This window comes from Mesorhizobium sp. P160187 (genome assembly GCF_057766425.1).
This window is the reverse complement of sequence record NZ_JBYMDX010000005.1, coordinates 646061-672096: the sequence shown is the minus strand read 5'-3', so window position 1 is coordinate 672096 and position 26036 is coordinate 646061. Positions and strand designations below refer to the sequence as shown.

At 63.7% G+C, this 26036-nt stretch carries 20 protein-coding genes and 1 pseudogene; 16 read left to right on the top strand and 5 right to left on the bottom strand.

Features of this window, described 5'->3' with window-relative positions; all coding sequences use genetic code 11:
* Positions 1-162 precede the first annotated feature (162 nt).
* The 8 genes and pseudogenes from AC3CCE_RS27875 to AC3CCE_RS27840 all read left to right on the top strand — a co-directional run bounded on the left by AC3CCE_RS27875 (position 163) and on the right by AC3CCE_RS27840 (position 10144).
* Positions 163-972, top strand: coding sequence for a L,D-transpeptidase (locus tag AC3CCE_RS27875; protein WP_023692792.1), 810 nt, complete (start codon positions 163-165; stop codon positions 970-972).
* 283 nt (positions 973-1255) lie between these two features.
* The gene (locus AC3CCE_RS27870; protein ID WP_023684556.1) at positions 1256-1456 is read left to right on the top strand and encodes a hypothetical protein; all 201 of its coding nucleotides are present in this window, start codon (positions 1256-1258) and stop codon (positions 1454-1456) included.
* A gap of 763 nt (positions 1457-2219) precedes the next feature.
* Positions 2220-3155, top strand: a complete 936-nt coding sequence (locus tag AC3CCE_RS27865) for a helix-turn-helix domain-containing protein (RefSeq protein WP_352512377.1) — start codon at positions 2220-2222, stop codon at positions 3153-3155.
* A gap of 233 nt (positions 3156-3388) precedes the next feature.
* Positions 3389-3808 carry a hypothetical protein gene (locus tag AC3CCE_RS27860; RefSeq protein WP_352512379.1) on the top strand — a complete coding sequence of 140 codons (420 nt, stop codon included), beginning with the start codon at positions 3389-3391 and terminating at the stop codon, positions 3806-3808.
* A gap of 1 nt (position 3809) precedes the next feature.
* Positions 3810-8378: a YadA-like family protein gene (locus tag AC3CCE_RS27855; protein WP_352625964.1), complete on the top strand. Its 4569-nt coding sequence runs from the start codon at positions 3810-3812 to the stop codon at positions 8376-8378.
* Between the two features lie 9 nt (positions 8379-8387).
* The gene (locus AC3CCE_RS27850) at positions 8388-8963 is read left to right on the top strand and encodes an invasion associated locus B family protein (protein WP_023670757.1); all 576 of its coding nucleotides are present in this window, start codon (positions 8388-8390) and stop codon (positions 8961-8963) included.
* Positions 8964-8976: 13 nt separating this feature from the next.
* A pseudogene (locus tag AC3CCE_RS27845) lies at positions 8977-9671 on the top strand (hypothetical protein).
* Positions 9668-10144, top strand: coding sequence for a DUF4189 domain-containing protein (locus AC3CCE_RS27840; RefSeq protein ID WP_023687219.1), 477 nt, complete (start codon positions 9668-9670; stop codon positions 10142-10144). Before AC3CCE_RS27845 ends, AC3CCE_RS27840 begins: the two are co-directional and overlap by 4 nt.
* A 4-nt stretch (positions 10145-10148) precedes the next feature.
* On the opposite strand, the gene AC3CCE_RS27835 is transcribed toward AC3CCE_RS27840, so the two are convergent.
* Positions 10149-11018, bottom strand: a complete 870-nt coding sequence (locus AC3CCE_RS27835) for an aldose 1-epimerase (protein ID WP_023705454.1) — start codon at positions 11016-11018, stop codon at positions 10149-10151.
* 70 nt (positions 11019-11088) lie between these two features.
* Entirely contained in the window at positions 11089-12633 is a 1545-nt protein-coding gene (locus AC3CCE_RS27830; RefSeq protein ID WP_023702217.1) for a helicase HerA-like C-terminal domain-containing protein, read from the bottom strand.
* 349 nt (positions 12634-12982) lie between these two features.
* Here AC3CCE_RS27830 and AC3CCE_RS27825 point away from each other — a divergent pair, with 349 nt between their 5' ends.
* The 3 genes from AC3CCE_RS27825 to AC3CCE_RS27815 all read left to right on the top strand — a co-directional run bounded on the left by AC3CCE_RS27825 (position 12983) and on the right by AC3CCE_RS27815 (position 16738).
* Complete coding sequence (locus AC3CCE_RS27825) at positions 12983-14425, top strand: methylmalonyl-CoA mutase subunit beta (protein ID WP_352625963.1); 1443 nt, start codon at positions 12983-12985, stop codon at positions 14423-14425.
* Positions 14422-16542 (top strand): methylmalonyl-CoA mutase, encoded by a 2121-nt coding sequence (gene scpA / locus AC3CCE_RS27820; RefSeq protein ID WP_352625962.1) that lies wholly within the window; start codon positions 14422-14424, stop codon positions 16540-16542. Before AC3CCE_RS27825 ends, scpA begins: the two co-directional genes overlap by 4 nt.
* A 64-nt stretch (positions 16543-16606) precedes the next feature.
* A complete protein-coding gene (locus tag AC3CCE_RS27815) occupies positions 16607-16738 on the top strand; it encodes an AbrB/MazE/SpoVT family DNA-binding domain-containing protein (RefSeq protein WP_023732052.1) in 132 nt (43 codons plus the stop codon).
* Positions 16739-16849: 111 nt separating this feature from the next.
* Here AC3CCE_RS27815 and greA read toward each other — a convergent pair whose 3' ends face one another.
* Positions 16850-17323, bottom strand: a complete 474-nt coding sequence (gene greA, locus AC3CCE_RS27810; RefSeq protein ID WP_023670749.1) for a transcription elongation factor GreA — start codon at positions 17321-17323, stop codon at positions 16850-16852.
* A gap of 139 nt (positions 17324-17462) precedes the next feature.
* On the opposite strand from greA, the gene AC3CCE_RS27805 reads away from it, so the two are divergent.
* On the top strand, positions 17463-18818 hold the full coding sequence (locus tag AC3CCE_RS27805; protein ID WP_352625961.1) for a TIGR03808 family TAT-translocated repetitive protein: 1356 nt from the start codon (positions 17463-17465) through the stop codon (positions 18816-18818).
* Here AC3CCE_RS27805 and AC3CCE_RS27800 read toward each other — a convergent pair.
* Positions 18811-19815 carry an asparaginase gene (locus AC3CCE_RS27800; protein WP_023735549.1) on the bottom strand — a complete coding sequence of 335 codons (1005 nt, stop codon included), beginning with the start codon at positions 19813-19815 and terminating at the stop codon, positions 18811-18813. The genes AC3CCE_RS27805 and AC3CCE_RS27800 overlap by 8 nt on opposite strands.
* Positions 19816-19843: 28 nt before the next feature.
* Positions 19844-21010 (bottom strand): acetyl-CoA acetyltransferase, encoded by a 1167-nt coding sequence (locus AC3CCE_RS27795; protein WP_023698158.1) that lies wholly within the window; start codon positions 21008-21010, stop codon positions 19844-19846.
* A 199-nt stretch (positions 21011-21209) separates the two neighbouring features.
* On the opposite strand from AC3CCE_RS27795, the gene betI reads away from it, so the two are divergent.
* Genes betI through betA form a run of 4 tightly spaced genes read left to right on the top strand, consistent with a single transcriptional unit; the run spans position 21210 to position 25995 of the window.
* Positions 21210-21800: a choline-binding transcriptional repressor BetI gene (gene betI / locus AC3CCE_RS27790; RefSeq protein WP_023692769.1), complete on the top strand. Its 591-nt coding sequence runs from the start codon at positions 21210-21212 to the stop codon at positions 21798-21800.
* 8 nt (positions 21801-21808) lie between these two features.
* The gene (betC, locus tag AC3CCE_RS27785; protein WP_023687209.1) at positions 21809-23338 is read left to right on the top strand and encodes a choline-sulfatase; all 1530 of its coding nucleotides are present in this window, start codon (positions 21809-21811) and stop codon (positions 23336-23338) included.
* Complete coding sequence (locus tag AC3CCE_RS27780) at positions 23335-24339, top strand: threonine/serine dehydratase family protein (protein WP_023687208.1); 1005 nt, start codon at positions 23335-23337, stop codon at positions 24337-24339. Before betC ends, AC3CCE_RS27780 begins: the two co-directional genes overlap by 4 nt.
* Before the next feature lie 3 nt (positions 24340-24342).
* The gene (betA, locus tag AC3CCE_RS27775; protein ID WP_023692768.1) at positions 24343-25995 is read left to right on the top strand and encodes a choline dehydrogenase; all 1653 of its coding nucleotides are present in this window, start codon (positions 24343-24345) and stop codon (positions 25993-25995) included.
* Positions 25996-26036 lie beyond the last annotated feature (41 nt).

The following is a 26036-nucleotide window of genomic DNA, read 5'->3' as shown; positions in this document are numbered from 1 at the left end:
TTCGAGCAACAGTGGCAGAGCGGTCACAGCTTCGCCTTTGTTTGTCCACCCTCAGGCCAGAATCGGAACCGCCTATCGCGTCAGGCATTGGGGGAGGCCGACCACTGCGCCGCTTGAAGGCATTCACGCTTTCTTGCGATTCGAGACTTAAAAAAGGCAACCATGTTGAAGACCGAAATCGACCCCTATCGCCTGAGCCGTCGCGGCTTTCTGAATGCTGCAGCCCTTGGCGCCGCTTCGATTGCGGTCTCCGCCTGCACCACCACCGGACCGGCGCCGGCGCCGGTCGAACCGCCACCGCCGACCTATGACGAGCCGCCGCTCGGCGACTATGCGACGATGTACGGCCCGATTTCCGACAGCGGGTTCGAGCTCCCGGCCATCCCGATCAAGAAGATGGACCCGCAGTTCCTGCGCCAGATCGTTCCCGATCCGACCGGCCAGCGGCCGGGCACCATCATCGTCGATACGACCAACCATTTCCTGTATCTGGTGCGCGAAGGCGGCCAGGCGATCCGTTACGGCGTCGGCCTCGGCCGCGCCGGCTTCGAATGGTCGGGAGACGCCGTCGTCCAGTGGAAGCAGAAATGGCCGAAATGGACGCCGCCCGATGAGATGGTTGCCCGCCAGCCTGAACTGGAAGAATACAGCGCCAAGAACGGCGGCATGCCCGGCGGCCTCAAGAACCCGCTCGGCGCCCGCGCGCTCTACCTGTTCCACGACAACGTCGACACGCTCTACCGCCTGCATGGCTCGCCGGAATGGAACTCGATCGGCAAATCCGTCTCGTCAGGCTGCGTGCGCCTGATAAATCAGGACATCATCGACCTCTACGACCGCGTGCCGTCGAAGAGCCCGGTCATCGTGACGTCCGACATCGGCCAGCCGATGGCGGCGAGCGCAAACCGCAGAGCCATCCCGATCGATGGCGGGGTGCCGGATGGCTCGGTCCTGCTCGGCCCGGTGACCTGATCGACTTCATCGATGCCATGAAGCGGCAGGTTCCGCTCCATGCGGCAAAGCTCGCCAGGATCCCGATAGCTTCACGCGAATGCCTGGGGTTCGCATCCAAGATATGCAATGCCGGCAACAGGAGGCCAAAAAAGACGTCCAGACAAACCATGGAGCCGCTGCAATCGGGGCGGCCATGCCCTGTCAATCTCGACGCTGCTGTGTTTCGTTTCCGATTGATGTATATTAGACGGGAGTATGATTGCAGAGACATACATTTATCATTGATGGCGGGGGAACGCCGATGGTGGGATTTGATTTCGATAGTCCGCCTGCCGACGGCGCCGAGGCCAACCTGTCGGCCGAATGCGAGCGCCAATTGCTGCCGCTCGTCCGCGGAATTGTCGAGGCGGCGGTTGCCGCCGGGTGGAGCCAGGAAGACGTTCTTCTGGCCATGGTCGAGCTGTCCTGGGATCTGTACGAGAAACGCCGAGGCGATCTTTAGCAGGCCTGCGTGAGCCGGATAGTTCGGTAGCGCCGGCCAAGCCAGGCCATGTTTTTCTCGCGCGAACTTTTTTCTTCACTTACAATGTTTTTTCTATCCGCGGGATGCGCTACGCTGCCTTTGGGCAGGACTATGGGGGATACAAATTACCGTCCGGATTTCCGGGCTGAGGCAAGGCTGAGTGAAAAATGCGGGCGAGGTTCAGGAACGCAGCGCAGGCGCCGATCGGGTCGATCGGCACGCCCTCGACACAATCCCCGAAAATGCCAATCCCAGAAGAGCAACCATGCGGGGGAGCGGGATATGCTCTGTCCGCAGCCCTGGATCGCTCCCGGAGGGTCGCCATCGCCGAAGTCGCTTACCTCGGGGATTTTCGGATCAAGGCCATTTGGCCACCGCCATGAAGAAGCACAAGGGAAAGAAGCCATGGTTCGGGCGATAACTGCTGCTGGATCGTCCGTGGCAATCACAGATAGTCGACCAGCTCTGTCAATGGCCGCGCGATCTATATTCGGAATACAACTCTGGATTGTGCCGGCACACTATGCACAATAACTAGGCAAAAATGGTAAGATAAGATCCGAAAATAGTCAGGTAGCCTTGGCTAAAATTCAAACCTGTAAATTTATAGTCAAAATCCTGGTAAAAATTTTCATTTGAGCTCAAATTCTTCTTTGCAATATAAAGCAGCATCTGTAGGATTCGAAGGAACGCCCAGGAGCAAACGTCAATTCTGGGCGCCTCGATACAGCACAGGATTGGATTGATCGGCGCAGCAGTGGCAGAGACGAAGATGCAACATAGAGGCAACGTCCAGGAAAGCGCCGGGACAGAGCGGCGGCGCGCGGATCGTCGCATCTTCGACGGAATGCCGGAAAGCGCGGGGCGCTACCTGGTCACGTTTCGAGGCGGCGCGGCTCATGTCGTTCATGGGCCGGGATCACACACATTCAAAGCGGCGGAACATTTCGCTTCGGTTCTGCTTACACCCTCACCAGGGATTGCGGCATCGCTGGGCAGCGACAAAGTACACGAATACGACGGCGACGTCGGCATGATCATGATCGTCCCAGCCGATCTCGGCGGCAAGGTGACCCGGTCATCCACTACGGAGAGCGTAATCGTGGCGCTCACCCCCGAGAGTCTCTTCGAGCTGGCAACGCGTGAATTCGACACCGGCCATGCCGAGCTTCAACCGCCGCCGTTCGGGACCGTTGACTTCCAAGCGCTGCAACTCGCGCAGTTGCTGAAGGCGGAACTGACGGATCGGGAAACTCCAAACGAGTTCTATGTGGATTCGTTGGTCACCATGTTCGGCGTCCATTTGCTTCGGAACTACGCAGGAGCGCGAAAGTTGCCACAAGCCCCAAAGGGCGGTCTGTCGAACCGCAGCGCCCGGCGGGTGCGCGAATTCCTGGAGGTAAATTTTTCCAGCAAGATCGCGGTGGCCGAGCTGGCCGCACTCTGTGGCCTTTCGCCGAGCCATTTCATCCTGGCATTCACCAAGACCTTTGGCGAGCCGCCGCACAAATACCTGCTGCGGCTGCGTCTCGATTTCGCCGAAAAACTTCTCATCGAGAGCGACCTGTCGATTGCGGAAGTCGCTCATCTCAGTGGATTCTCGGACCAGAGCCACTTGACAGTCACCATGTCCAGATACCGGAACAGAACCCCCAGGCAGGTGAAGCTGCAACGTTAACGCTTGTTGCGGCGCGCATGATTGTCCGCGGCGATACCTCGATTGATCTTCAGTATAGTCGAAGGTTGTGTGGCAGAGCAGTCACAGTTGTCGAGCAGGGACCAAATACCGGATTTTCCTACAAAGATTCCGGATTATTCCAAAATACCTGCACCGCGAATGTGCTCATGGTCGCGATGGAAGTCATTTGGGGCGGGGGAGCAACCAGATGATACAGCATGTCGGATTGTCCCATGGACATTCAATTCGCGGAAATCGAGGTCTTCGCGCCTAAGGCCGAAGCGGCCTGGGCTGCACTGCAACGCCAATACGCCAGCCGGATCAGCGCTGCGGAACTCGACCATCTCCTGGCCTGTTTCGTGCTTGGACTGACCTCTCCGGCTTGTGGTGAAGGCGATCCGGGATTTCATTTCGATCTCTGCCGCGCGCTGGTGGCGGTAAACCTGCCGCCGGAACGGACGGAGGCTGCACTGCATGCGGTTCCAGAACCGACGCAGCCATGGGTCGCGAGCGCCTATCAGCTGATTGAAAAACAAGGCGCGAAGGTCGGTCTCTCGTTGCGGGAGAAGACGCGCAATTTCGAAGATTTTTTGGCCACCGAGGCGAATGGTGCGGCACATCAGGGCGCCTCGGCAATTGCGAGGAAAAACTAGCATGACCAAACGCGTCGAGGGGCGGAGAAGGATCGAACTTTCTTCAAGCTTTGTCGGAAACTGGATCGCGGGCGCGGCCGACAGCCGCTCGGTGCGGCGCCGCCTGATGGCGGTGCTGCGCATGGCTCACCGGGTTCTTGGATTCGGTCGCAAGAATATGGGTCTGGGAACATTGGGAAGCGGCACCAGCGTGCGTTCGGCTCTGGCCTGTGGCGTGAGCCCGGCCAGCGTGCTCGGCGGCCTGGCCGCGATCGCCGCGCTCGGCCTCGCCACACCGGCCCAGGCACAATATCAGGCTGGCGGCGGTTCGGCGACCGGCGGCAACGCCGTCGCCATCGGTAACGGCGCCGCGACGAATGGCAATAACAGCGTGGCGTTGGGCAGTTCCAACAGTGCAACGGGCGACGGCACGATCGCCATCGGCTATGCGATGGGTGTCAATGGCCTCAATTCCATAGGCATAGGTGTCTTCGCAGGCGCAACCGGCGTCAATGCCCTCGCCGTGGGCGGGAACGCCAAGGCCAACGGGGACGCAGCAAGCGCTATTGGCGTCAATTCGGTTGCAACCACAGGCGCGGCCGCTTTTGGCAATAATGCGCGTGCCGACGGAGTCAACTCGACCGCGATCGGCCCTGTTACCCGGGCGACCGGATTGCGCGCCACCGCGCTCGGGTTCGGGGCAACGGCATCCGGCGTGGATTCGATTGCCCAAGGTAACAGCGCTGTCGCAAGCAACCAGAATGCCGTCGCCATTGGATTCCAGGCGACCGCGACCAGCATCAACTCCATCAACATTGGCGGGCGCACCCTCGCGGGATCAGGCGCGCTCTCGCAGGGCGCCATCGCCCTTGGTACGGATGTCACGGCAAATCAGCAAAACACCGTTGCCATAGGCGTCCTGACCAAAGCGACCGGAACGAGCGCAACGGCGATGGGCAACACCGCCAGTGCCTGGGGCAACCAGTCCATCGCATTCGGCGTCGGCGCGCAGGCAGGCGTTCAGGCCAACACTGCCCTGCCGAACAGCATTGCCATCGGCACCAATTCGCTGTCTTCGGGCGCTTTCGCCACCGCGATGGGCGCTACCTCGGTTGCGAGTGGCTCCGCCAGCACCGCTATTGGCAACACCGCCGTTGCCAGCGGCGCAAACGCCTCCTCGTTCGGTTCCGGCGCGAATGCGACGGGAGACAATTCTCTTGCCGCCGGTGTCAGCGCCGCCGCCAGCGGGATTGCCAGCACCGCGCTCGGCATCGGCTCCAAGGCCAGCGCCACCAACGCCGTGGCGATCGGTAATGCGGCGGTCGCCAATTCCGCCGACGCTGTTGCAGTGGGCACGAATGCAACGGCGACGGGCGGCCAGGCTGTCGCCATCGGCGCCGGCAACACAGCCTTTGGCAACGGCGCGGTCTCCATCGGCGATCCCAGCTATGCCAGCGGCACCGGCGCCTTCACCGGCGGCGCCAACAACATCGCCAATAGCGACGGCACGGCAACCGCCACAGCCGCAAACCAGGCCGCAGGCGCGGTTGCCATCGGCAACAACAACAAGGCCGTCGGGCAAGGCTCCGTGGCGCTGGGCAATGGCTCGACGGCGGGTGCAGCCGGCCTTGCCGGCAATGTCGCGCTGGGCAACGGCGCGACGGCGACGGCAAGCTCCGGCGACGTAGCGCTCGGTTCGGGCTCGGTGACCGCGACGGCGGTCGGCACCAGCGGCGCGACGATCGGCGGCACGGCCTACAGCTTCGCCGGCACGACGCCGACGAGCACTGTCAGCGTCGGCGCGCTCGGCGCGGAGCGGACAATCACCAATGTCGCGGCGGGCCGGCTCAGCAATTCGTCGACCGACGCCATCAATGGCTCGCAGCTCTTCGCCACCAACCAGCAGGTGACGCAGAACACGACGGCCATCGCCGCCAACACCGCCGACATCACCAATCTCGGCAACACGATCAACAGCATCAGCACCGGCGGCGGCATCAAGTATTTCCACGCCAATTCGACGGCGGCGGACTCGTCTGCAACGGGCACGGACTCCGTCGCCATCGGACCGGTCTCCGCCGCGACGGGGACGAACGCCATCGCGGCCGGCACCAATTCGAGCGCCTCCGACGCCAACGCCTCGGCCTTCGGCAGCGGCGCCGTCGCATCGGCGCTTGACGCAACGGCAATGGGGTACATCTCCAAGGCCTCGGGCCAATACAGCACCGCCGTCGGCGCCAATGCCAACGCCACAGCCACGTCCAGCACGGCGATCGGCCAGAACGCGTTTGCGACCGGCGTTCAGGCGACCGCTGTTGGTGTAGGTGCGAATGCCGCCGCCCAGAACGCGATCGCACTGGGCGCCGGCTCTGCTGCCAGCAACGCAGGTGACGTGGCGCTCGGCTCCGGCTCGGTAACCGCCGCGGCGGTCGGCACCGCCGGCACGACGATCGGCGGCGTCGCCTACAACTTCGCCGGCACGACGCCGGCAAGCACCGTCAGCGTCGGCGCGGTCGGCGCGGAACGCACCATCACCAATGTCGCGGCGGGCCGGCTCAGCAATTCGTCGACCGACGCGATCAACGGCTCGCAGCTCTTCGCCACCAACCAGCAGGTGACGCAGAATACGACCGACATCGCCGCCAACACCGCCGACATCACCAATCTCGGCAACACAATCAACAGCATCAGCACCGGCGGCGGCATCAAGTATTTCCATGCCAATTCGACGCTGGCGGATTCCCAGGCCCTGGGGACGGATTCCGTTGCGGTCGGCCCGAATGCCGTGGCCAACAATGCCGGCGACGTTGCGATCGGCGCGAATGCGGTGTCGACCGTGACCACGGCGGTCGGCGGCACCACGATCGGCGGCGTTGCCTACACCTTCGCCGGCGCGACGCCCGCGGGTGCATTCTCGGTCGGCTCGGTGGGCGCCGAACGCCAGATCCAGAACGTCGCGGCCGGGCAGTTGAGCAACTCCTCGACCGATGCGGTCAACGGCTCGCAGCTGTTTGCGACCAACCAGCAGGTGACGCAGAACACCACCGATATCGCCGCCAATACTGCTGACATCACCAATCTCGGCAATTCGATCAGCAATATTGCCGGCGACACCTCGCTGGCCTACACCGACGCCAATGGCGACGGCATCCGCTATGTGCGCACCAACGACAGGACGCTTGCCGTCGCGGACTCCTTCGCGCAAGGGATCGGCTCTTCCGCCCTGGGCTACCAGGCGACCGCGAGCGCCGACAATGCGCTGGCGCTCGGCCGCGACACCCAGGCCAGCGTCATCGGCGGCGTGGCGCTTGGCGCCGGCTCGGTTTCGGATCGGGCGGTCGCGCCCGTATCGGGGTCGATCCTCTCCGGCACCGGCCTCATTCCCTACAACACCGCGGACATGAGCCTGCTCGGCGCCGTCTCGGTCGGCACCTCCACCTCCTATCGCCAGATCATCAACGTGGCCGACGGCACGCAGGACCAGGACGCGGTCACGCTTCGCCAGTTGAAGGGCGCGCTGAGCTCGTTCGCGGTGACGGGGAGCCTGTACTTCCATGCCAATTCGACGGCAGCGGATTCGCTCGCGGTCGGCGTCGATTCGGTTGCGGTCGGTCCGCGCACCACCGTCAATGGCGACAATGGCATCGGCATCGGCAACGGCGCCATCGTGCAGCAGACGGCGCCGGGAGGCATCGCGATCGGCCAGAATTCGACGGTCAACCAGGCCGACAGCATCGCCCTCGGCACCAACGCGACCACCAACGGAGCGCAGGCGGTGGCGCTCGGCGCCGGCGCAAAGGCCAACGAGCCGGGCAGCGTCGCGCTCGGCGCGGGCTCGACGACGGCGGCGGCGGTCGCCACCACCGGCACCACGATCAACGGCGTTGCCTATACCTTCGCCGGAACAGCTCCGACCAGCACGGTCAGCGTCGGCACCGTCGGCAACGAGCGCACCGTCACCAATGTCGCGGCGGGCCGGATCAGCGGCACCTCCACCGACGCCATCAACGGCAGCCAGCTCTTCGCCACCAACCAGGCGGTCGAAGCCATGCAGGGTAGCGTCGGCGACCTGAATCAGTTCGCCGTCCAGTACGACAAGGACGGGAACGGCAACAAGTCCAACTCGATTACCCTTGCCGGCGGCGACCCGAACACGCCGGTGGTCATCCACAATGTCGGGCCGGGCGTTGCCAACACCGATGCGGTCAATGTTCAGCAGTTCAACAGCGGGTTAGCACTCAACCTAGACAATTCGAAGAACTACACCAACCAGGTGGCGGCCACCACGCTGCAGCAAGCCAATGCGTATGCGGACTCCAAACTCAGCCAGCTCAACATGGACATGGGAGAGGTCAGGGGCGAGGCGCGCCAGGCTGCGGCAATCGGCTTGGCGGCCGGCTCGCTGCGCTACGACGATCGTCCCGGCAAGCTGAGCGTGGCCGCCGGCGGAGGCTATTGGCGCGGTGAAGGCGCCCTGGCCTTCGGCGCCGGCTACACCAGCGAGGAAGGACGTGTTCGAGCGAACCTGTCCGGTACGACGGCAGGCGGACACTGGGGTGTCGGCGCGGGCGTCAGCCTTACGCTGAACTAGAGCCCGGCCATGATCAGGCAGGCAGTCCTTGCTGTCGCGATATCCATGACGTCAATGCTCCTGTCCGGCCCGTTAGCGGCCGGGCAGGAAGCAATCCCTTCCGGCTACAGGGTAAAACCTTCCGACGTAGCGATCCCTGCGGATGCGAAGCTTGGCGAATATCAACGGACCACCCGTCCGTTCGAGAACTGGACGCTGATCTGCGACGAGAACCTGAAGGCGCGCCAAAAGGTCTGCAATGTCACCCAGATCATCGAGGACCAGGCAGGACAGGTTGCGTTCAGCTGGTCGCTTGCCGCCACCAAGGAAGGCAACCCCTACATGATCTTGCGCGCCCCGCCGATCGCCAAGAGCGACGCTCCTGTCTCGCTGACATTCGAGGGGCGCAAGGAGCCGATAAAAATTCAACTCGACGGATGCAATCAGGCCGTCTGCGTCGGCATGCTGCCGGTTGGTCCGATCATGCGCGAACAGATTTCGAAGGCCGCGGCATCCGTCATCTCCTTCCCGACCACGGATGGCAGGACGATCAACGTAACCGCGACCCTCAAGGGCTTGGCCGCGGCCGTTGCGGCGATCAATTGACGAGGCAATCGCGATGAACCAGCAATCGATCCATGACCGGATAATGTCCCGCAACCAGGGAAAGGATGCTGTCCGGGTCGGCATCGAAGACCGGAGCAGACCGCAACGAAACCGCGCGAGGACCGCTGTCTTCTCGTTGCTCGCCATTGCCGTCGTCGCCACGGCCGGCTTCGCGGCCATGCGCTACGACCTGCTCCACAATTTACTGCCGCAGCCGGCGGTCGCGGAGACCACCAGCCCAATCCGGCCCTGGCCGAGACGCCATTTCTGCAACACGCCAAAGAGGCAGGCTTGCAGTCTTGTTCCAACATTTTCCCAGCCCTTGGGCAGATGCTGACGACCGGCACGACGTACAGCGTCCAGTCGATCTGGAACAACGAGGCCCCCGACAAACACCTCGTGGAAGCCTTGGTCGGCATGAACTACGCTACACAGGGCTACAGCGGCCCGGCGGCAGGTCTGGTGTTCGCGGCACCCACCGCATCCGTTTGCGAAGGTACGATGGTCAGGGTGGCGCCATTCGCGGCCAATTGCGCCGATGTTCCGGCCCTGCTTCCGAAAGACAGCAAGCTCGCCAACAATCTTGGACAAATCAGCGTCTATGAACTGGCCAATGGAGGGGGCAACGCGATGCTGCTGCCAACCGGCAACAGCTGCGTCGTCATTTCCGTGGCCTCGGCAGCAGGTAAACAAGGAGGCGTACAATGAGGGTGAATTCCGCCATTGCGGCGATCGGCATGCTGTTGCTTTGCGCCGGGCGGCTGGGCGCGGCGGACCTAGCCCCGGCGGCGGACGTGCCCGAGCCGCCGGCCCAGGAGGAGAGAGGCATCTGGGCGGCGATCGCCTATTCGAGCCCCGACGAGAAGCACGGCTTCTTTTGGGGCGCCGACAAGCGGCAGGAGGCGATGGACATCGCGCTGAAGCATTGCCAGAACGCTGGCGGCGGCAGCTGCGCCGTGGTCAGCGTATTCCGCAATCATCGCCATTGGGACGATGACGACAATACCGGCTTTCCCTACAAGCATTGCGGCGCCCTCGCCGTAGGCGAGAAGCCGGAAGGGCGGCTGACCAGTTGGGGCGCCGAGACGGCGCAAACACGCCGGGATGCCGAAGACCTGACACTGCAGGCGTGCGAGCGGAACGGACAAAAATGCAAGATCCGCGAGTGGGTGTGCACATGACGCATCAGAGCGAAGCAGCGGAACGCCAATCGAGGCGCATGTTTGCACTCAGCGTAGCGCCGTGCTCAAGCGGGGTCAGCCCTTTGCCGTGATGCGCATCGACGGTATGCGACACCGGCTCGAAGCAGAAGAAATCGGCATCCTGCGACGGCGAATAGAGGATGAAGACGTCGAGCAATGGCGAGGCGGTGAGCGAGATGGCGATCCTGTCCTCGGGCCGGGTGATCCTGGCGCGGCGGTCCCAGCCGTCGAAGGCGTTGTTGACCCAGCTTCGCGGCAACAGGGAGGCGTTCGAGAAATTCCACGCGGGGTAATCGGCCACCGGCGCCACGCCGACCGGCAGATGATGCTTGTCCTCCAGCCAGACCCGCGCCGCCTTCGCCTCGAGCGTCGTTCCGGCGCTGCGCGGGAACCACGGATGAAAGCCGAGCCCGTAAGGCAGGCGAATGCCGGTGCGATTCTCCACCGTGAGCGTGGCATCCAAGGCCCCGTCATGCAGCGCATAGGCGACCCGCGCCGTATATCGGTAGGGGCCGATTTCACCGGCGTCGAGGACCAGTTCTGCCTCGGTGGCGCTGTGGCTGGCAATCCGCCACTCCCTCTGGAAGCCGTCGCCATGGATTGGAAAGGCCTCCCCCGGCACGTTCGGCTCGATCGCATGGAAGCGGCCGTCGAAGGCGAAACCGCCGCCTGAGATGCGGTTCGACCAGGGAACCAGAAGCTGGCAGCCGGAGGCGCCGGTGCCATCGTCGGGGCGGAGCAGCGGCACCGTTGCGCCGCAGACCAGTGCGTCGAAGCGGGCGATCGCTGCGCCCTTTTGCGGCGCCAGGACCAGACGGGCGCGGTCGTCGCGCAGTTCCAGGAGGCCGGCCATCCCTACCAACCGCCGTCAATAGCGATATTTTGGCCGCTGATCATGTCCGAGGCGGGCTGGCTGACACTTTTCACCGCCCCCTGGACAGGCTGCCCAGAATCCCGCGCACGATCGCGCGGCCGACCGACGAGCCGACCGAGCGCACCACCGCTTTGATCGCGGCTTCGGCCACCGTCTGGCGGTTGGACGGCCGTGGTGCAGGGGCGCGGCGACCGCCTGATTGCTGCGGCGGCGGATCGTCATTGCCGAAGCCCGGAATGGTCCAGCGCGAGCGCCCGCTGTCGGCCTGCTGCGCCTGCTCGTCCTGCGCATCCCTGGCTTTCTTCTGCAGCATCTCGAAGGCCGATTCGCGGTCGATGGTCTGGTCGTACTGGCCGGCGACCGGGCTCTGGTCGATCAGCTTGCGGCGCTCGTCCGCTGTGATCGGGCCAAGCCTAGACGATGGCGGCCGGATCAATGTCCGCTGCACCATGGACGGCACGCCCTTGACCTCCAGCGTCGAGACCAGCGCCTCGCCGGTGCCGAGCTGGGTGATGGCGGTGGCGCAGTCGAAATCGGGATTGGGCCGGAAGGTGTCGGCGGCGGTCTTGACCGCCTGCTGCTCACGCGGCGTATAGGCGCGCAGCGCGTGCTGCACACGGTTGCCGAGCTGGGCGAGAACCTTTTCAGGGATGTCCAAAGGGTTCTGCGTGACGAAATAGACACCGACGCCTTTCGAACGGATCAAGCGAACCACCTGCTCGACGCGGTCGATCAGCACCTTCGGCGCATCGTCGAAAAGCAGATGCGCCTCGTCGAAGAAGAACACCAGCTTCGGCCTTTCGGGATCGCCGACCTCGGGCAATTCCTCGAACAGCTCCGACATCAGCCAGAGCAGGAAGGTGGCGTAGAGCCTGGGGTTCATCATCAATCTGTCGGCAGCGAGCACGCTGATGGCGCCGCGGCCGTCGCGGGTGGTGCGCATGATGTCGGCGATGCGCAAAGCCGGTTCGCCGAAGAAATGCGCCGCGCCCTGCTGTTCCAGCACCAGAAGCGTGCGCTGGATTGCGCCGACCGACGGCTTGGTGACATTGCCGTAGCGCGAGCTGATCTCGTCGGCGCGCGCTGCGATGTTGGCCAGCAGTGCTTGCAGATCCTTCATGTCGAGCAGCAGCAGGCCATCCTCATCGGCGATGCGGAAGGCGATGTTCATGATGCCTTCCTGCGCTTCGGAGAGGTTCATCAGCCGCGACAGAAGCAGCGGCCCCATTTCCGAGACGGTGGCGCGGATCGGATGGCCCTGCTCGCCGAACAGGTCCCAGAAGATGACCGGGAATTCCTGGAAGTCGTAAGGGTCGAGCTTGACCTGCTCGGCCCGCTTGACCAGGAAATCCTGCGCCTTGCCCATCATGGCAATGCCGGACAGGTCGCCCTTGATATCGGCGCAGAACACAGGCACGCCGGCATTGGAAAACCCCTCGGCCAGGATCTGCAGGCTGACTGTCTTGCCGGTGCCGGTGGCGCCGGTGATCAGGCCATGGCGGTTCCCATATTGCAGCAAGAGCTGTTCGGCGCGCTGATAGCTGTCGTCGGGCTTGCGGCTGGCGCCGAGGAAAATGCTGGTGTCGTCAGCCATATGACCATGTCTCCGCAAACTGATGTGTTAAAAGCCTGTGGCCGTGCCGCAGGGTATAGTCAGGCCATTGCGCAGCGACAATGCTATTCTCCAATTGGGCTATCCATCCAGTTGGCTATTCATCCAGATTGGGCCAATCGTCTAAATTGAACCAATCCTCCAAATCGGTTTTTGGAACTTGCGGATTTTGCCGCTGTTTGGCAATCGTTCCATGGTTCGTCCACGCAGGCTGCCCTATGTCAGGGAAGCGAATCCCAACCGCGCAAGCGCATTGCATTGCGATATCTGGCAGGGAACCGTAGACTGGACGGCTGACGCTGGTGCGGCCGCATAAAAACGAGGAACATGGATGGGCGCCGGAGCCTTGACCAGGAGCATCGAACCCGCTGACGTCGAGCGCCAGCGTTGGCTGGCCTTGGCCGAAAAGGCGCTCGCCGGCGCCTCCTTCGAGGAAAAACTGGTCTCGCATACCGACGATCAGATTCGCATCGAACCGCTCTACGATCGCGCCGCCGGCGCCGAGCCGCTTGTGCGCGCCAACCCCAAATTGCCCTGGATCGTCAGCCAGCGCATTGACGATCCCGATATCGGCCGCGCCAAGGCGCAGGCCCTGGACGATGTGGCACAAGGCGCGACGGGATTGTCGCTTGTCTTCGAGGGTGCTCCGAATGCGTTCGGCTATGGCCTGCCAAGGACGGCGCAGGCGCTGGAAACGGTGCTGGATGGCGTACCGCTCAACCGCACGCAGATCCGCATCGACGCCCATCCCTGGAGCCGTGCCGTCGCCGACTGGCTGGTGGCGTTCCTGAGCAAGCGCCGCTCCGACCCGGCAAAGCTGAACCTCTCCTTCGGCATCGACCCGGCGGCAATCTTTGCCGGAACCGGCCGGCTGCGCATGTCGATCGAGGCGTTGCAGGCATCGATGCCGCAATCGCTGGCGCATTTCTTCTGGCTGGGCGTGCCGGGTGTGCTGCTGGAGGCCGACGGGCGGGTGTTCCACAATGCCGGCGCCACGGAAGCGCAGGAACTCGGCACCATGCTCGCTTCCGCCGTGTCATACCTCAGGATGTTCGAGGATGCGCGCCAGCCGCTTGTCTATGCCGCTCCCCATATCGGCTTTGCGCTGAGCGTCGACCAGGACCAGTTCCTGTCGATGGCCAAGGTCCGGGCCTTGCGCAGGCTGTGGGCGCGCATCCAGGAAACCTGTTCCATCCCGGCATCGACAGCCAACATCCATGCCGAGACGTCGTTCCGCATGATGACGGCGGCGGATCCCGAAACCAACATCCTGCGCACCACCATCGCCAGCTTTGCAGCGGCAGCAGGCGGCGCGGACTCGATCTCCATCCTGCCACACACCGTCGCCCTCGGGCTGCCGGCCGGCTTTGCCCGCCGCATCGCCCGCAATGCGCAGTTGATCATGGCCAATGAAAGCCATATCGACCATGTCGCCGACCCAGCATTTGGGTCGGGCGCAGTCGAGGCGCTGACCCTGGGCCTGTGCGAAGCGGCGTGGGAAGAGTTCCAGCGGATCGAAGCGGAAGGCGGCGTTCTGGCAAGCCTGCAGCAAGGGCATATCCAGAAGCGCGTCAAGGCAGCATCCGAGCGCCGCGCCGAGGCCTACCGGTCGGGTGAACGGGCAATCATCGGCACCACGCTTTACCCGCTGAAAAACGATGCCCCGGTCGAGACGCTGGCGGCTGAGCGGCGGCCGCCTTTCACAGAGGGCGTGGCGGTGTGCGAGGCGCTGTTTCCGGTCCGCATCGACCAGGCAATCGGAGCCGCACAGTGATCCCGGATTTCAGCCACATTGGCTGGTCGGCGCCACGGCGCGCGCCGGTCGAGGTCAAGGGCCAGCGGCTGACGCCGGAAGGTATTGCCGTCAAGCATCTCTACAGCCAGGGCGATCTCAAGGGGCTGCCGCATCTCGACACCTATCCGGGAATGCCGCCCTTCGTGCGCGGTCCCTACCCGACCATGTATGTCCAGCAGCCGTGGACGATCCGGCAATATGCCGGCTTCTCGACGGCCGAGGAATCCAACGCCTTCTACCGGCGCAATCTCGCCGCCGGCCAAAAGGGCCTTTCGGTCGCTTTCGATCTGCCCACCCATCGCGGCTATGACAGCAACCATCCGCGCGTTGCCGGCGATGTCGGCATGGCGGGCGTGGCCATCGATTCCATCCTCGACATGCGGCAATTGTTCGACGGCATTCCGCTGGGCGAGATGACGGTGTCGATGACCATGAACGGCGCGGTGCTGCCGATCATGGCGCTCTATATCGTCGCGGCCGAAGAACAGGGCGTTGCTCAGAAGGATCTCGCCGGCACCATTCAGAACGACATTCTGAAGGAGTTCATGGTCCGCAACACCTACATCTATCCGCCGAAGCCCTCGATGCGGATCGTGTCTGACATCTTCTCCTATACCTCCCAGCACATGCCGAAGTTCAATTCGATCTCGATCTCCGGCTATCACATGCAGGAGGCCGGCGCGACCGCGGACCTGGAGCTCGCCTACACCATCGCCGACGGCATCGAATATGCCCGCGCCGGCGTCGCCGCCGGGCTCGACATCGACCGTTTCGCCCCGCGGCTTTCCTTCTTCTGGGCGGTCGGCATGAACTTCTTCATGGAGATCGCCAAGCTCCGCGCGGCGCGCCTGTTGTGGGCGACCCTGATGCAGAAGAATTTTGCACCGAAGGATGAACGCTCGCTGTCGCTGCGCACCCATTGCCAGACCTCCGGCTGGTCGCTGACGGCGCAGGACCCCTACAACAACATCACCCGCACCATGATCGAGGCGATGGCGGCGACGCAGGGACATACCCAGTCGCTGCACACCAACTCGTTCGACGAGGCGATGGCGCTGCCGACTGACCACTCCGCGCGCATCGCCCGCAACACGCAGCTGATCCTGCAGAAGGAATCCGGCACCACCCGCATCATCGATCCGTGGGGCGGCTCGGCCTATATCGAACGGCTGACGCATGATCTGGCGGCGCGTGCGCTCGCCCACATCGAAGAGGTCGAGGCGCTTGGCGGCATGGCGGCGGCAACCGAACAGGGCATTCCAAAACTGCGCATCGAGGAAGCGGCGGCGCGCACGCAGGCGCGTATCGATTCCGGCGAGCAGATACTGGTTGGCGTAAACGCGCATCGCCCCGAGAACAACATCGAGGTCGACGTGCTGAAGATCGACAATGCCGAGGTCAGGGCCCGACAGTTGTCGAAGCTGCAGAACCTCAAAGGCACGCGCAATGTCGGCGCGGTCGAGAGCGCGCTCGATGCGCTGACCCGCGCTGCGCAGGGTAACGGAAACCTGCTGGATTTTGCCATCCGCGCCGCGCGCGCCAATGCCACGGTCGGCGAGATCTCGCTGGCGCTGGAAAAGGTCTTTGGCCGTCACGTCGCCTCGGTGCAAACGATCTCCGGCGTTTATCGCAATGCGCTTGGCGACAATCTGACGGTCGGCCGATTGCTGGAGAAGCTCGAAGCTTTCGAGAAGAAGTCCGGCGGCAAGCCGCGCATCCTGGTCGCAAAGATGGGACAGGACGGCCACGACCGTGGCCAGAAGGTGATCGCCACGGCCTTCGCCGATCTCGGCTTCGACGTGACGGTCGGCGCGATGTTCCAGACACCCGACGAGATCGCCAGGCTGGCGGTGGCGCAGGACGTCCATATCATCGGCGCCTCGTCGCTGGCGGCGGGGCACCTGACACTGATCCCCGAATTGCGCGATGCGCTGAAGAAACTCGGCCACCCCGACATGCTGATCGTCGTCGGCGGCGTCATCCCGCCGCAGGATCACGGCGCAGTGCTGGAAGCGGGTGCCGCGGAAATCTTCCCGCCAGGGACGGTTATCCCGGAGGCTGCGGATCGGTTGCTGGACCGGCTGCTGGCGAGCTGATTGAAACAGTTGCACTGCTTATCAAAGTTGCGTTACAATATCGGGCGCAACCTATGGTATAGCTATGAACACCATCATTCACGGACTTGAGGACGGATCGGGCGTTGTAATCCTGCCGCGGGAAACGCTCGACAGCTTGAGCCTGCAAGTGGGCGATGAACTCCAGATCATCGAAACCACGACGGCATCATCCTAAGGCCGGTGCCGTGTGACGACGTCGAACGGCAAATACGTGCTGCTCGCGATGTCATGGACAAGTATGAGCCCGCGTTGCGAAAGCTGGCTGTGCAAATAGGGTGAGCTGGCGTCAGGCGTCCGACAGCTTGACAATTTCCCATTCCTTGCCGTTGACGCTTGCGACGTCGCCGACCTTCTTGCCGAACAGCGCCACGGCCATTGGCGAGACGTGTGAGATGCTGCCCTTTGAGGGGTCGGCCTCGTCCTCGCCGACGATCTTCCAGTGCACTTTCTTGCCGTCATCGCTTTCCAGCGTGACACCCATGCCGAAGCGCACCTGGTCGCTGCCCGGTTCCGGCACGGAAAGCTCGGCGCTTTCGCGGCGCGCTGTCCAGTAGCGCAGGTCGCGCGAGACGACGGCAATGCGCTCGCGATCGGCTTTTCGCTCGGCTTTCGCCAAAATGTCGCGCAGATCGGCCAGATTGTCCTCGATCATCGCCAGGCCGCGCTCCGTCACCAGATTGCGGTGTTGGCTGATCGGCCGCTCGCCGATGCCGGCAATGGCGTTTTCGCTGTCTTCCTCGCGGGTGAAAGCCCTGCTCATCGGATAAACTTAGGCCCGCTTCGGCGACTGTACAAGCCACTTGGCGGACCCGGTCATTGGTCGGACTATTGCCGAGCGGAGACCTATGCGGCTGGCCCAATTCCTGCGAAGAACCATTTCATCGCAGGGATCTGTGCCGATGTTGAACAGACGAACGCTTCTCAAGGGGACTGTCGGCTTTGCGGTGCTCGGCGTTTCGCTGGACAACGCCTTGGCGAAGACGGCAGCGCTTGGCTCGATCAATGCCGCCGAGCTTGGCGTGGAGCCGGACGCACCGGACGACCAGAGCAAGGCCTTCGCCACGATGCTAGCCGAGGCAAGCCAGCGCAATGCGCCGGTGTTCCTGCCGCCGGGCACCTATGTCGTGTCCAACCTGACCCTGCCCGCCCGCGTCAGGCTTTCGGGCGTGCCGGGCGCCTCGCGCATCCTCTATGGCGGCAATGGCCATTTGCTGACGGCCGGACAGGCCGAGCATATAGAGTTCACCGCATTGGTCTTCGACGGCGCCAACGGCGGGTTGGCCGACGATGCGCAAGGCCTGCTCGACCTGCGCCGCGTCGCCCATCTCGTCATTGACAATTGCACGATCACCGGCAGCGGCAAGCATGGGCTGGCGCTGGAGCATGCGTCGGGCCGCATCGAGCGGTCCGAGATTTCGGGGGCTGCGGACGCCGGCATCTACTCCGTCGAGGCCGCTGGCCTGGCGATATCCGACAACACCGTATCCGACTGTGGCAATGGCGGCATTCTTGTGCATCGCTGGCAGCAGGCCGAGGACGGCACGATCGTCAGCGGCAACCGCGTGCAGCGGATCGGCGCGCGCGGCGGCGGCACCGGGCAGAACGGCAATGGCATCAACGCCTTCCGTGCCGGCAATGTCTCGGTCACCGGCAACATCGTCTCGGACTGCGCCTTCTCGGCGATCCGCGCCAACAGTTCCAGCAATCTGCAGATGACCGGCAACACCTGCTCGCGGTCGGGCGAAACCGCGCTCTATTCCGAATTCTCCTTCGAAGGCGCCATCATCGGCAACAACATCGTCGATGGTGCCGCTAACGGCATCTCGATCGTCAATTTCAACGACGGCGGCCGTATGGGTGTCTGCTCAAACAACATCATGCGCAACCTCTCGACCACCGGCCCCTACCCCGCCGACGCGCCGGGCTTCGGCGTCGGTATCAGCGTCGAGGCCGACACCACCGTCTCGGGCAATGTCATCGAGAACGCGCCGCTCTACGGCATGCAGATCGGCTGGGGCGCTTATATGCGCAATGTTGTGGCGACGGGAAACATCATCCGTCAGGCCGGAACCGGCATCGCCGTCACTGTGGTAGAAGGCGCTGGAAACGCCATCATTTCCGACAACGTCATCGACGGCGCCAAGAACGGCGCCATCATCGGCCAGCGCTGGGCCGAACCGGCGACCGGCGACCTCGCGCGGTCGAGCGATAGCGGCTATGCGCACCTGACGGTCGAGCGAAACAGGGTCAGCTGAGCGTCGTCGTCGGCCGCAGCGAGCCGACCTTGGCGCCAATGCGGCTTTCGATCGGAGGATTGGCCCGCTCCAGAAGGTTCGCCGCCAGTGCGCCGTCGGCGCTGAGAAGTTTTGCCAGCACAGTGGCAATCATCACCTCGGCGGCGCGGCCGGCGCCGTCATCGCATTTTAGCGCGATGCCGAGGCCAAGCTCCGGAACGGCAGCGCAATAGACACCCTCGGCGCCCGTCTTGACGAATATGCGGCCGGGCGCGGCCTGCATCAGCGCCACATCCACTTTGCCGGTGCCGGCGACCAGGAAAGGCTCGGCCATACAGGCAGACAGCAGGCGTTTGGCCGCCTTGGCGCGCTCAGGGCCAAAGCTCCTGCCCGTCGCCATGCGGGCAAAGCCAAGGGCAAAACTTTTCAGCGGCACGGCATAGGTGGGAATCGAGCAGCCATCGGTTGCCCGGTGATCCGCATCGTGGGCAGCGCCGGTCACCGCCTGCATGGCGTCGCGCACCATCTCCTGCAAACCATGGCCTGCCTTGACGTAGCCTTGGTGGGCAATCCCTGAGTGCACGCAGGTGCAGAGAAATCCGGAATGCTTGCCCGAGCAATTGTTGTGCAGTGCGTTCGGCGAGACGCCTGTGCGGGCCAGTGCGATCGTCGCGTCGTGGCTCGACGGCCAATGCGCGCCGCATTCCAGCGCCGACTTGTCGAGCCCGGCCTTGGCCAGCATCGCCTGCGCCAGTTCGACATGCGCGGGTTCGCCCGAATGCGAAGCGCAGGCCAGCGCCAGTTCGCGGTCGCCCAAGCCGTACGCATCGGCAGCACCCGTTTCAACCAGCGGCAGCGCCTGGATCGCCTTGACCGCCGAGCGCGGAAACACCGGCCGCGCCGTATCGCCGATCTCCAGGACAGGCTTGCCGTCACCGTCGAAGATTGCGACAGCGCCGCGATGGACGCTCTCGACGATCGCGCCGCGCAAGACCTCGACCAGAACCGGATTTGTCATCACCACGCCCCAAAAATACGGGCCGCTTCTACCTGATCCGGTCGAGAATGGAAACGTAGTTGGCGACGGCAGCGCCACCCATGTTGAAGATGCCGCCGAGCTTTGCGCCCGGCACCTGGATGCCGCCGGCCTCGCCCGTCAACTGCATGGCAGATAAGACGTGCATCGACACGCCGGTGGCGCCGATCGGATGGCCCTTGGCCTTCAGGCCGCCCGAAGGATTGACCGGCAGCCTGCCGTCCTTGGCCGTCGTGCCGTCCAGCGCCAGCCTGGCGCCTTCGCCGGGCTTGGCCAGGCCCATCGCCTCATATTCGATCAATTCGGCGATGGTGAAGCAGTCATGTGTTTCGACGAAGGAGAGATCGTCGAGCGTCACGCCGGCCTTTTTCAGCGCCTGGTTCCAGGCCTGTTCGCAGCCTTCGAAGGACAGGATGTCGCGCTTCGACATCGGCAGGAAATCCTGGACATGCTCGTTGGCGCGGAAGGCGACGGCGCGGCGCATCTTCAGCGCCGTCGAGGTGTCGGTCAGCACAAGGGCGGCTGCACCATCGGAGACCAGCGAGCAGTCGGTGCGCTTCAGCGGACCGGCGACGAAGGGGTTCTTCTCGCTTTCCTGGCGGCAGAATTCGTAGCCGAAATCCTTGCGCATCTGCGCGTACGGATTGTCGACGCCGTTCTTGTGGTTCTTGGCGGCAATCATCGCCAGCGCGTCCGACTGGTCGCCATAACGCTGGAAATAGGCCTGCGCGATCTTGCCGAAGACGCCGGCAAAGCCGGCCGGCGTGTCGCCCTCCTCCGGCAGATAGGAAGCTTTCAGCAGGTTCTTCCCGATCTCAGGCCCGGGCGTCGTCGTCATCTGCTCGGCGCCGACCACCAGCACGATGCGGGCAGCGTTTGCGTCGATGGCGCGGATGCCTTGCCGGACCGCGGCCGAACCGGTGGCGCAAGCATTCTCGACCCGCGTCGCCGGCTTGAAGCGCAGTCGGTCGTCGGCCTGCAACACGAGGCTGGCGGTAAAATCCTGTGGGGAAAAGCCGGCATTGAAGTGGCCGAGCACGATCTCGTCGACCTCATCCGGGCCGATGCCGGCATGGTCGAGCGCGTCGACCGCGACCTTGGTGATCAGGCCTTCCAGCGTCTCGCCTTCCAGCTTGCCGAAGCGCGAATGCGCCCAGCCAACGATGCATGCGGTCATGGCGGTCTCCATCCTTGGCGCCAGCCTAACATGTGGGCAAATGGCGCACTTCGCCTTTATTGTTCAAATATAAACAATCCCGCCCGCATCGAAAAGGGCCGCAAGCCGACAATCGCTTGGTGCAGGTTCCAATCGGATCGTTTTTTGTTGATTGACGCGTCAATAAAAAATAATCTCCGCCGCAAAAGCCGGGAACATCATGCCTAAAGTCGGAATGGAACCGTTGCGCCGCAAGGCGCTCATCGACGCGACGATCTCGGCGATCGGCGAGCGCGGCTCGCTTGACGTGACCATGTCGGAGATAGCGGGGCGCGCCGGTGTGTCGTCAGCATTGGCTCACCACTATTTCGGCGCCAAGGATGAGCTGCTGCTGGCGACGATGAGGCATATTCTGGCCGAGCTGACGATCGACATGCGGCGCGCGCTGCAATCCGCCGGCTCGCCGCGCGAACGTGTTTCGGCCGTGGTGGCCGTCAACTTCTCCGACATCCAGTTCCAGCCGGAAACCATCGCGGCCTGGCTCGCCTTCTATGTCGAGGCGCAGAAATCATCGGCCTTGCGCCGGCTGCTCAGGGTCTATGCGCGGCGGCTGCATTCCAACCTAATGAGCGGGCTGACCGGCATCTTGGCCAGGCACGAAGCCGACCGCGCGGCGGAAGCGACCGCGGCGATGATCGACGGGCTCTACATCAGGCGGGCGCTGAAGGACGGCGTGCCGGACGCGGCGACCGCGATTGCGCTGGTCGAGGACTATCTGGAAACCAAACTCGGCGGGCGACAGACACAGTGACAGCCTCAGTGACACAAAGGCGACCCAACATCCTGATCGTCATGGTCGATCAGCTCAACGGCACGCTGTTTCCGAACGGACCGGCGGACTTCCTGCACGCGCCGCATCTCAAGGAGCTGGCCGCGCGCGCGGCACGTTTCCGGAACAATTATACGCCCTCGCCGCTTTGCGCGCCGGGGCGCGCCGCCTTCATGAGCGGCCAATTGCCGTCGCGCACCCAAGTCTACGACAACGCCGCTGAGTTCGCCTCCTCAATTCCGACCTATGCTCACCATCTGCGCGCCGCCGGCTATTACACCTGCCTGTCGGGCAAGATGCATTTCGTCGGCCCCGACCAGTTGCATGGTTTCGAAGAGCGGTTGACCACCGATATCTATCCCGCCGATTTCGGCTGGACGCCGGACTACCGCAAGCCCGGCGAACGCATCGACTGGTGGTATCACAATCTGGGCTCGGTGACCGGCGCCGGCGTCGCCGAGATCACCAACCAGATGGAGTATGACGACGAGGTCGCCTTCCACGCGGTGCAAAAACTCTACGACCTTGCCCGCACCTCCGACGATGCGGCCAGCCGGCCCTGGTGCCTGACGGTTTCCTTCACCCACCCGCACGACCCCTATGTCGCACGGCGGCAATATTGGGATCTCTATGAAGATTGTCCGGCGCTCGAACCGGAGGTGGGATTCATCCCCTATGCCGATCAGGACCCGCATTCGCAGCGGCTTTACCGCGCCAGCGACTACGACAGTTTCAACATCACGCCGGAGCAGATCCGCCGCTCGCGGCGCGGCTACTACGCCAACATCTCCTATCTCGACGACAAGGTCGGCGAGTTGATGTCAGTGCTGGAACGTACGCGCATGCTGGACGACACGGTCATCCTGTTCTGCTCCGACCATGGCGATATGCTTGGCGAGCGCGGCCTGTGGTTCAAGATGAACTTTTTCGAGGGCTCGGCACGGGTGCCGCTGATGATCGCCGGCAAGGGCGTTGCCGCGGGGCTGATCGACGCGCCGGTTTCCAATCTCGACGTGACGCCGACATTGTGCGATCTCGCCGGCATCGACATCTCGGCGATCGCGCCGTGGACCGACGGCCAGTCGCTGCTGCCGCTGCTCGAGGGCACGAAACGCGATGCTCCAGTTCTGATGGAGTATGCCGCCGAAGGCTCCAACGCGCCGTTGGTGGCGATCCGCGACGGCCGCTATAAATTCATCCATTGCGAGATCGATCCGCCGCTTCTGTTCGATCTCGAAGCCGATCCGCAAGAACTCACCAATCTTGCCACCGATCCGACGCATGCCGATCTGGTGGCGGCCTTCACGGGAGCCGTACGAGCGCGCTGGGACATGGCCGCCTTCGACGCCGCCGTGCGTACCAGCCAGGCGCGGCGCTGGGTGGTCTATCCGGCGCTACGCAACGGCACGCATTACCCCTGGGAGTTCCAACCGCTGCAGAAGGCGTCGGAACGCTACATGCGCAACCACATGAACCTCGACAATCTCGAGGAACAGAAACGCTTTCCGCGAGGCGAATGATGACAATTGTCCCCTCCCTCGAGCACCTCAGACAGGCCTATGCCGTGACGTCGAAGGCGACGCAGATCACGCCTTTGCTGGAATCGACAGCCTTGGCCAAGGAGACGGGTGCGGCCCGCGTCTTTATCAAGCCGGAATCACTGCAATGGGCCGGCTCGTTCAAGGTGCGCGGGGCCTATTGGCGGTTGAAGCGGCTGTCGCCGGATGAGGCCATAAAAGGCGTCGTCGCCTACTCCTCCGGCAATTTCGCGCAAGGGTTGGCGGCTGCCGGCCAGGCGCTCGGCATTCCCGTCACCATCGTCATGCCGATCGACGCGCCGGCCGCCAAGCGCGATGCGACCACAGGCTATGGCGCGCGCGTCGTGCTGACCGATCATGGCGAGCGCGCCCGTGAAGAGGTCGCAGCCGCCAAGGCCTGCGAGATTGCCGAGACCGAAGGGCTGGCGTTGCTGCATCCATTCGACGATCCGGAGATCGTTGCCGGCCAGGCCGGCGCCGGGCTCGAAGCGCTCGAACAATTCGAGGCAAAGGACGCCAGTGCCGACCTTCTGTTCTGCTCGGTCGGCGGCGGCGGACTGATCGGCGGCATCTCGCTCGCCTTCCACTATCTGTCGCCGGCAACCGAGATCATCGGCGTCGAGCCGGAAGGCTTCAACGGCATGGGTGCATCGCTAGCGCATGGCGCCATCGAGACCATGCCGATCGCGCCGAAATCGATCTGCGACGGGCTGATGTCGCGGCGGCCGGGCGACGCGCCGTTCGCGGCGGTCAAGACCGCTGGCGTGCGCGGCATCACCGTCGACGACCAATCGGTTAGGCGAGCGATGAAGATCGCCTTCGAACGGATGAAGCTGGTGCTCGAGCCATCGGGCGCCGCCTCTCTGGCGGCGCTTCTCGGCGGCAAGGTGGATGTGACGGGTAAAACGGTCCTGGTCATGGCTACCGGCGGCAATGTCTCGCTCGCCGATTTTATTTCGCATATGAACGATGGGCGCATGTGAACCATGCTTGAAGCAGACTTCGTCATCATCGGCTCCGGCTCGGCCGGCTCGGCCATGGCCTACCGACTGTCGGAAGACGGCAAGCATTCGGTGATCGTCATCGAGTTCGGCGGTACCGATATCGGGCCGCTGATCCAGATGCCGTCGGCGCTGTCGATCCCGCTCAACATGAGCCTTTACGACTGGGGCTTTGCCAGCGAACCGGAGCCGCATCTCGGCGGCCGCGTGCTGGCGACGCCACGCGGCAAGGTGATCGGCGGCTCGTCCTCGATCAACGGCATGGTCTATGTCAGGGGCCACGCACGCGACTTCGACCACTGGGCCGAACAGGGGGCGGCCGGCTGGGGCTTCGCCGACGTGCTGCCCTATTTCAAGCGCATGGAGGACAGTGACGGCGGCGAGGACGGCTGGCGCGGCCACGGCGGCCCGCTGCACGTCCAGCGTGGCCCGCGCAAGAATCCGCTCTACGGCGCCTTTGTCGAGGCCGGCCGCCAAGCCGGGTTCGAACTGACCGACGACTACAATGGCTGGAAGCAGGAAGGCTTCGGACCGATGGAGCAAACCATTCGCGGCGGCCGCCGCTGGTCGGCTGCGTCGGCCTATCTGAAGCCGGCGCTCAAGCGGCAAAATGTCAGCGTGATCAGAGGCTTCGCCCGCCGGGTGATCATCGAGAATCAGCGTGCCGTCGGAGTCGAGATCGAAGCTCACAAACAGATTCAGGTCGTTAAGGCACGACGTGAGGTGATCGTCGCCGCATCGTCGATCAATTCGCCCAAGATCCTGATGCTATCCGGTATCGGCCCGGCCGCGCATCTCACGGAGAACGGCATCCAGGTCGTGGCCGACCGGCCCGGTGTCGGCCGCAATCTGCAGGATCATATGGAGCTCTACATCCAGCAGGAATCGACCCAGCCGATCACGCTGAATTCGGTTCTCAACCCATTCTCCAAGACGCTGATCGGGGCGCAGTGGCTGTTCTTCAAGACCGGCCTCGGCGCCACCAACCATTTCGAGGCCGCGGCCTTCGTACGCTCGCAGGCCGGTGTCGACTACCCCGATATCCAGTACCACTTCATCCCGGCGGCGGTGCGCTATGACGGCAAGGCGGCGGCGAAGGCGCATGGCTTCCAGGCGCATGTCGGGCCGATGCGGTCGAAGTCGCGCGGTTCGGTGACGCTGCGCTCGCCCGACCCGAAAGCGACGCCGGTCATCCGCTTCAACTACATGTCGCATCCAGACGACTGGACCGAGTTCCGCCACTGCATCCGGCTGACCCGCGAGATCTTCGGCCAGAAGGCTTTTGACGGCTTTCGCGGCAAGGAAATCTCGCCGGGTTCGCACGTCCAGTCGGACGAGGATCTCGACGCCTTCATCCGCGATCATGCCGAGAGTGCCTACCACCCGTGCGGCACTTGCAAGATGGGCCGCGCCGACGACATCATGAGCGTGGTCGATCCGGAGTGCCGGGTCATCGGCGTCGACGGCCTGCGCGTCGCCGACTCCTCGATCTTCCCGCGGGTGACCAACGGCAACCTCAACGCGCCGTCGATCATGACCGGCGAGAAGGCCTCCGACCACATTCTCGGCCGCACGCCACTGGCGCCGTCCAACCAGGAACCCTGGATCAATCCGCGCTGGCAGGTGGCGGATCGATAGGGCATTGTCCGGCGGACTGCTCCGCAATAGCGAATACATCT

Bases quoted from the DNA above. Each gene is read 5' to 3' on its own strand.
- AC3CCE_RS27875 (WP_023692792.1), top strand. From the start codon at position 163: ATGTTGAAGACCGAAATCGACCCCTATCGCCTGAGCCGTCGCGGCTTT.
- AC3CCE_RS27870 (WP_023684556.1), top strand. From the start codon at position 1,256: ATGGTGGGATTTGATTTCGATAGTCCGCCTGCCGACGGCGCCGAGGCC.
- AC3CCE_RS27860 (WP_352512379.1), top strand. From the start codon at position 3,389: ATGGACATTCAATTCGCGGAAATCGAGGTCTTCGCGCCTAAGGCCGAA.
- AC3CCE_RS27855 (WP_352625964.1), top strand. From the start codon at position 3,810: ATGACCAAACGCGTCGAGGGGCGGAGAAGGATCGAACTTTCTTCAAGC.
- AC3CCE_RS27850 (WP_023670757.1), top strand. From the start codon at position 8,388: ATGATCAGGCAGGCAGTCCTTGCTGTCGCGATATCCATGACGTCAATG.
- AC3CCE_RS27840 (WP_023687219.1), top strand. From the start codon at position 9,668: ATGAGGGTGAATTCCGCCATTGCGGCGATCGGCATGCTGTTGCTTTGC.
- AC3CCE_RS27835 (WP_023705454.1), bottom strand. From the start codon at position 11,018: ATGGCCGGCCTCCTGGAACTGCGCGACGACCGCGCCCGTCTGGTCCTG.
- AC3CCE_RS27830 (WP_023702217.1), bottom strand. From the start codon at position 12,633: ATGGCTGACGACACCAGCATTTTCCTCGGCGCCAGCCGCAAGCCCGAC.
- AC3CCE_RS27825 (WP_352625963.1), top strand. From the start codon at position 12,983: ATGGGCGCCGGAGCCTTGACCAGGAGCATCGAACCCGCTGACGTCGAG.
- AC3CCE_RS27815 (WP_023732052.1), top strand. From the start codon at position 16,607: ATGAACACCATCATTCACGGACTTGAGGACGGATCGGGCGTTGTAATC.
- greA (WP_023670749.1), bottom strand. From the start codon at position 17,323: ATGAGCAGGGCTTTCACCCGCGAGGAAGACAGCGAAAACGCCATTGCC.
- AC3CCE_RS27805 (WP_352625961.1), top strand. From the start codon at position 17,463: ATGTTGAACAGACGAACGCTTCTCAAGGGGACTGTCGGCTTTGCGGTG.
- AC3CCE_RS27800 (WP_023735549.1), bottom strand. From the start codon at position 19,815: ATGACAAATCCGGTTCTGGTCGAGGTCTTGCGCGGCGCGATCGTCGAG.
- AC3CCE_RS27795 (WP_023698158.1), bottom strand. From the start codon at position 21,010: ATGACCGCATGCATCGTTGGCTGGGCGCATTCGCGCTTCGGCAAGCTG.
- betI (WP_023692769.1), top strand. From the start codon at position 21,210: ATGCCTAAAGTCGGAATGGAACCGTTGCGCCGCAAGGCGCTCATCGAC.
- AC3CCE_RS27780 (WP_023687208.1), top strand. From the start codon at position 23,335: ATGATGACAATTGTCCCCTCCCTCGAGCACCTCAGACAGGCCTATGCC.
- betA (WP_023692768.1), top strand. From the start codon at position 24,343: ATGCTTGAAGCAGACTTCGTCATCATCGGCTCCGGCTCGGCCGGCTCG.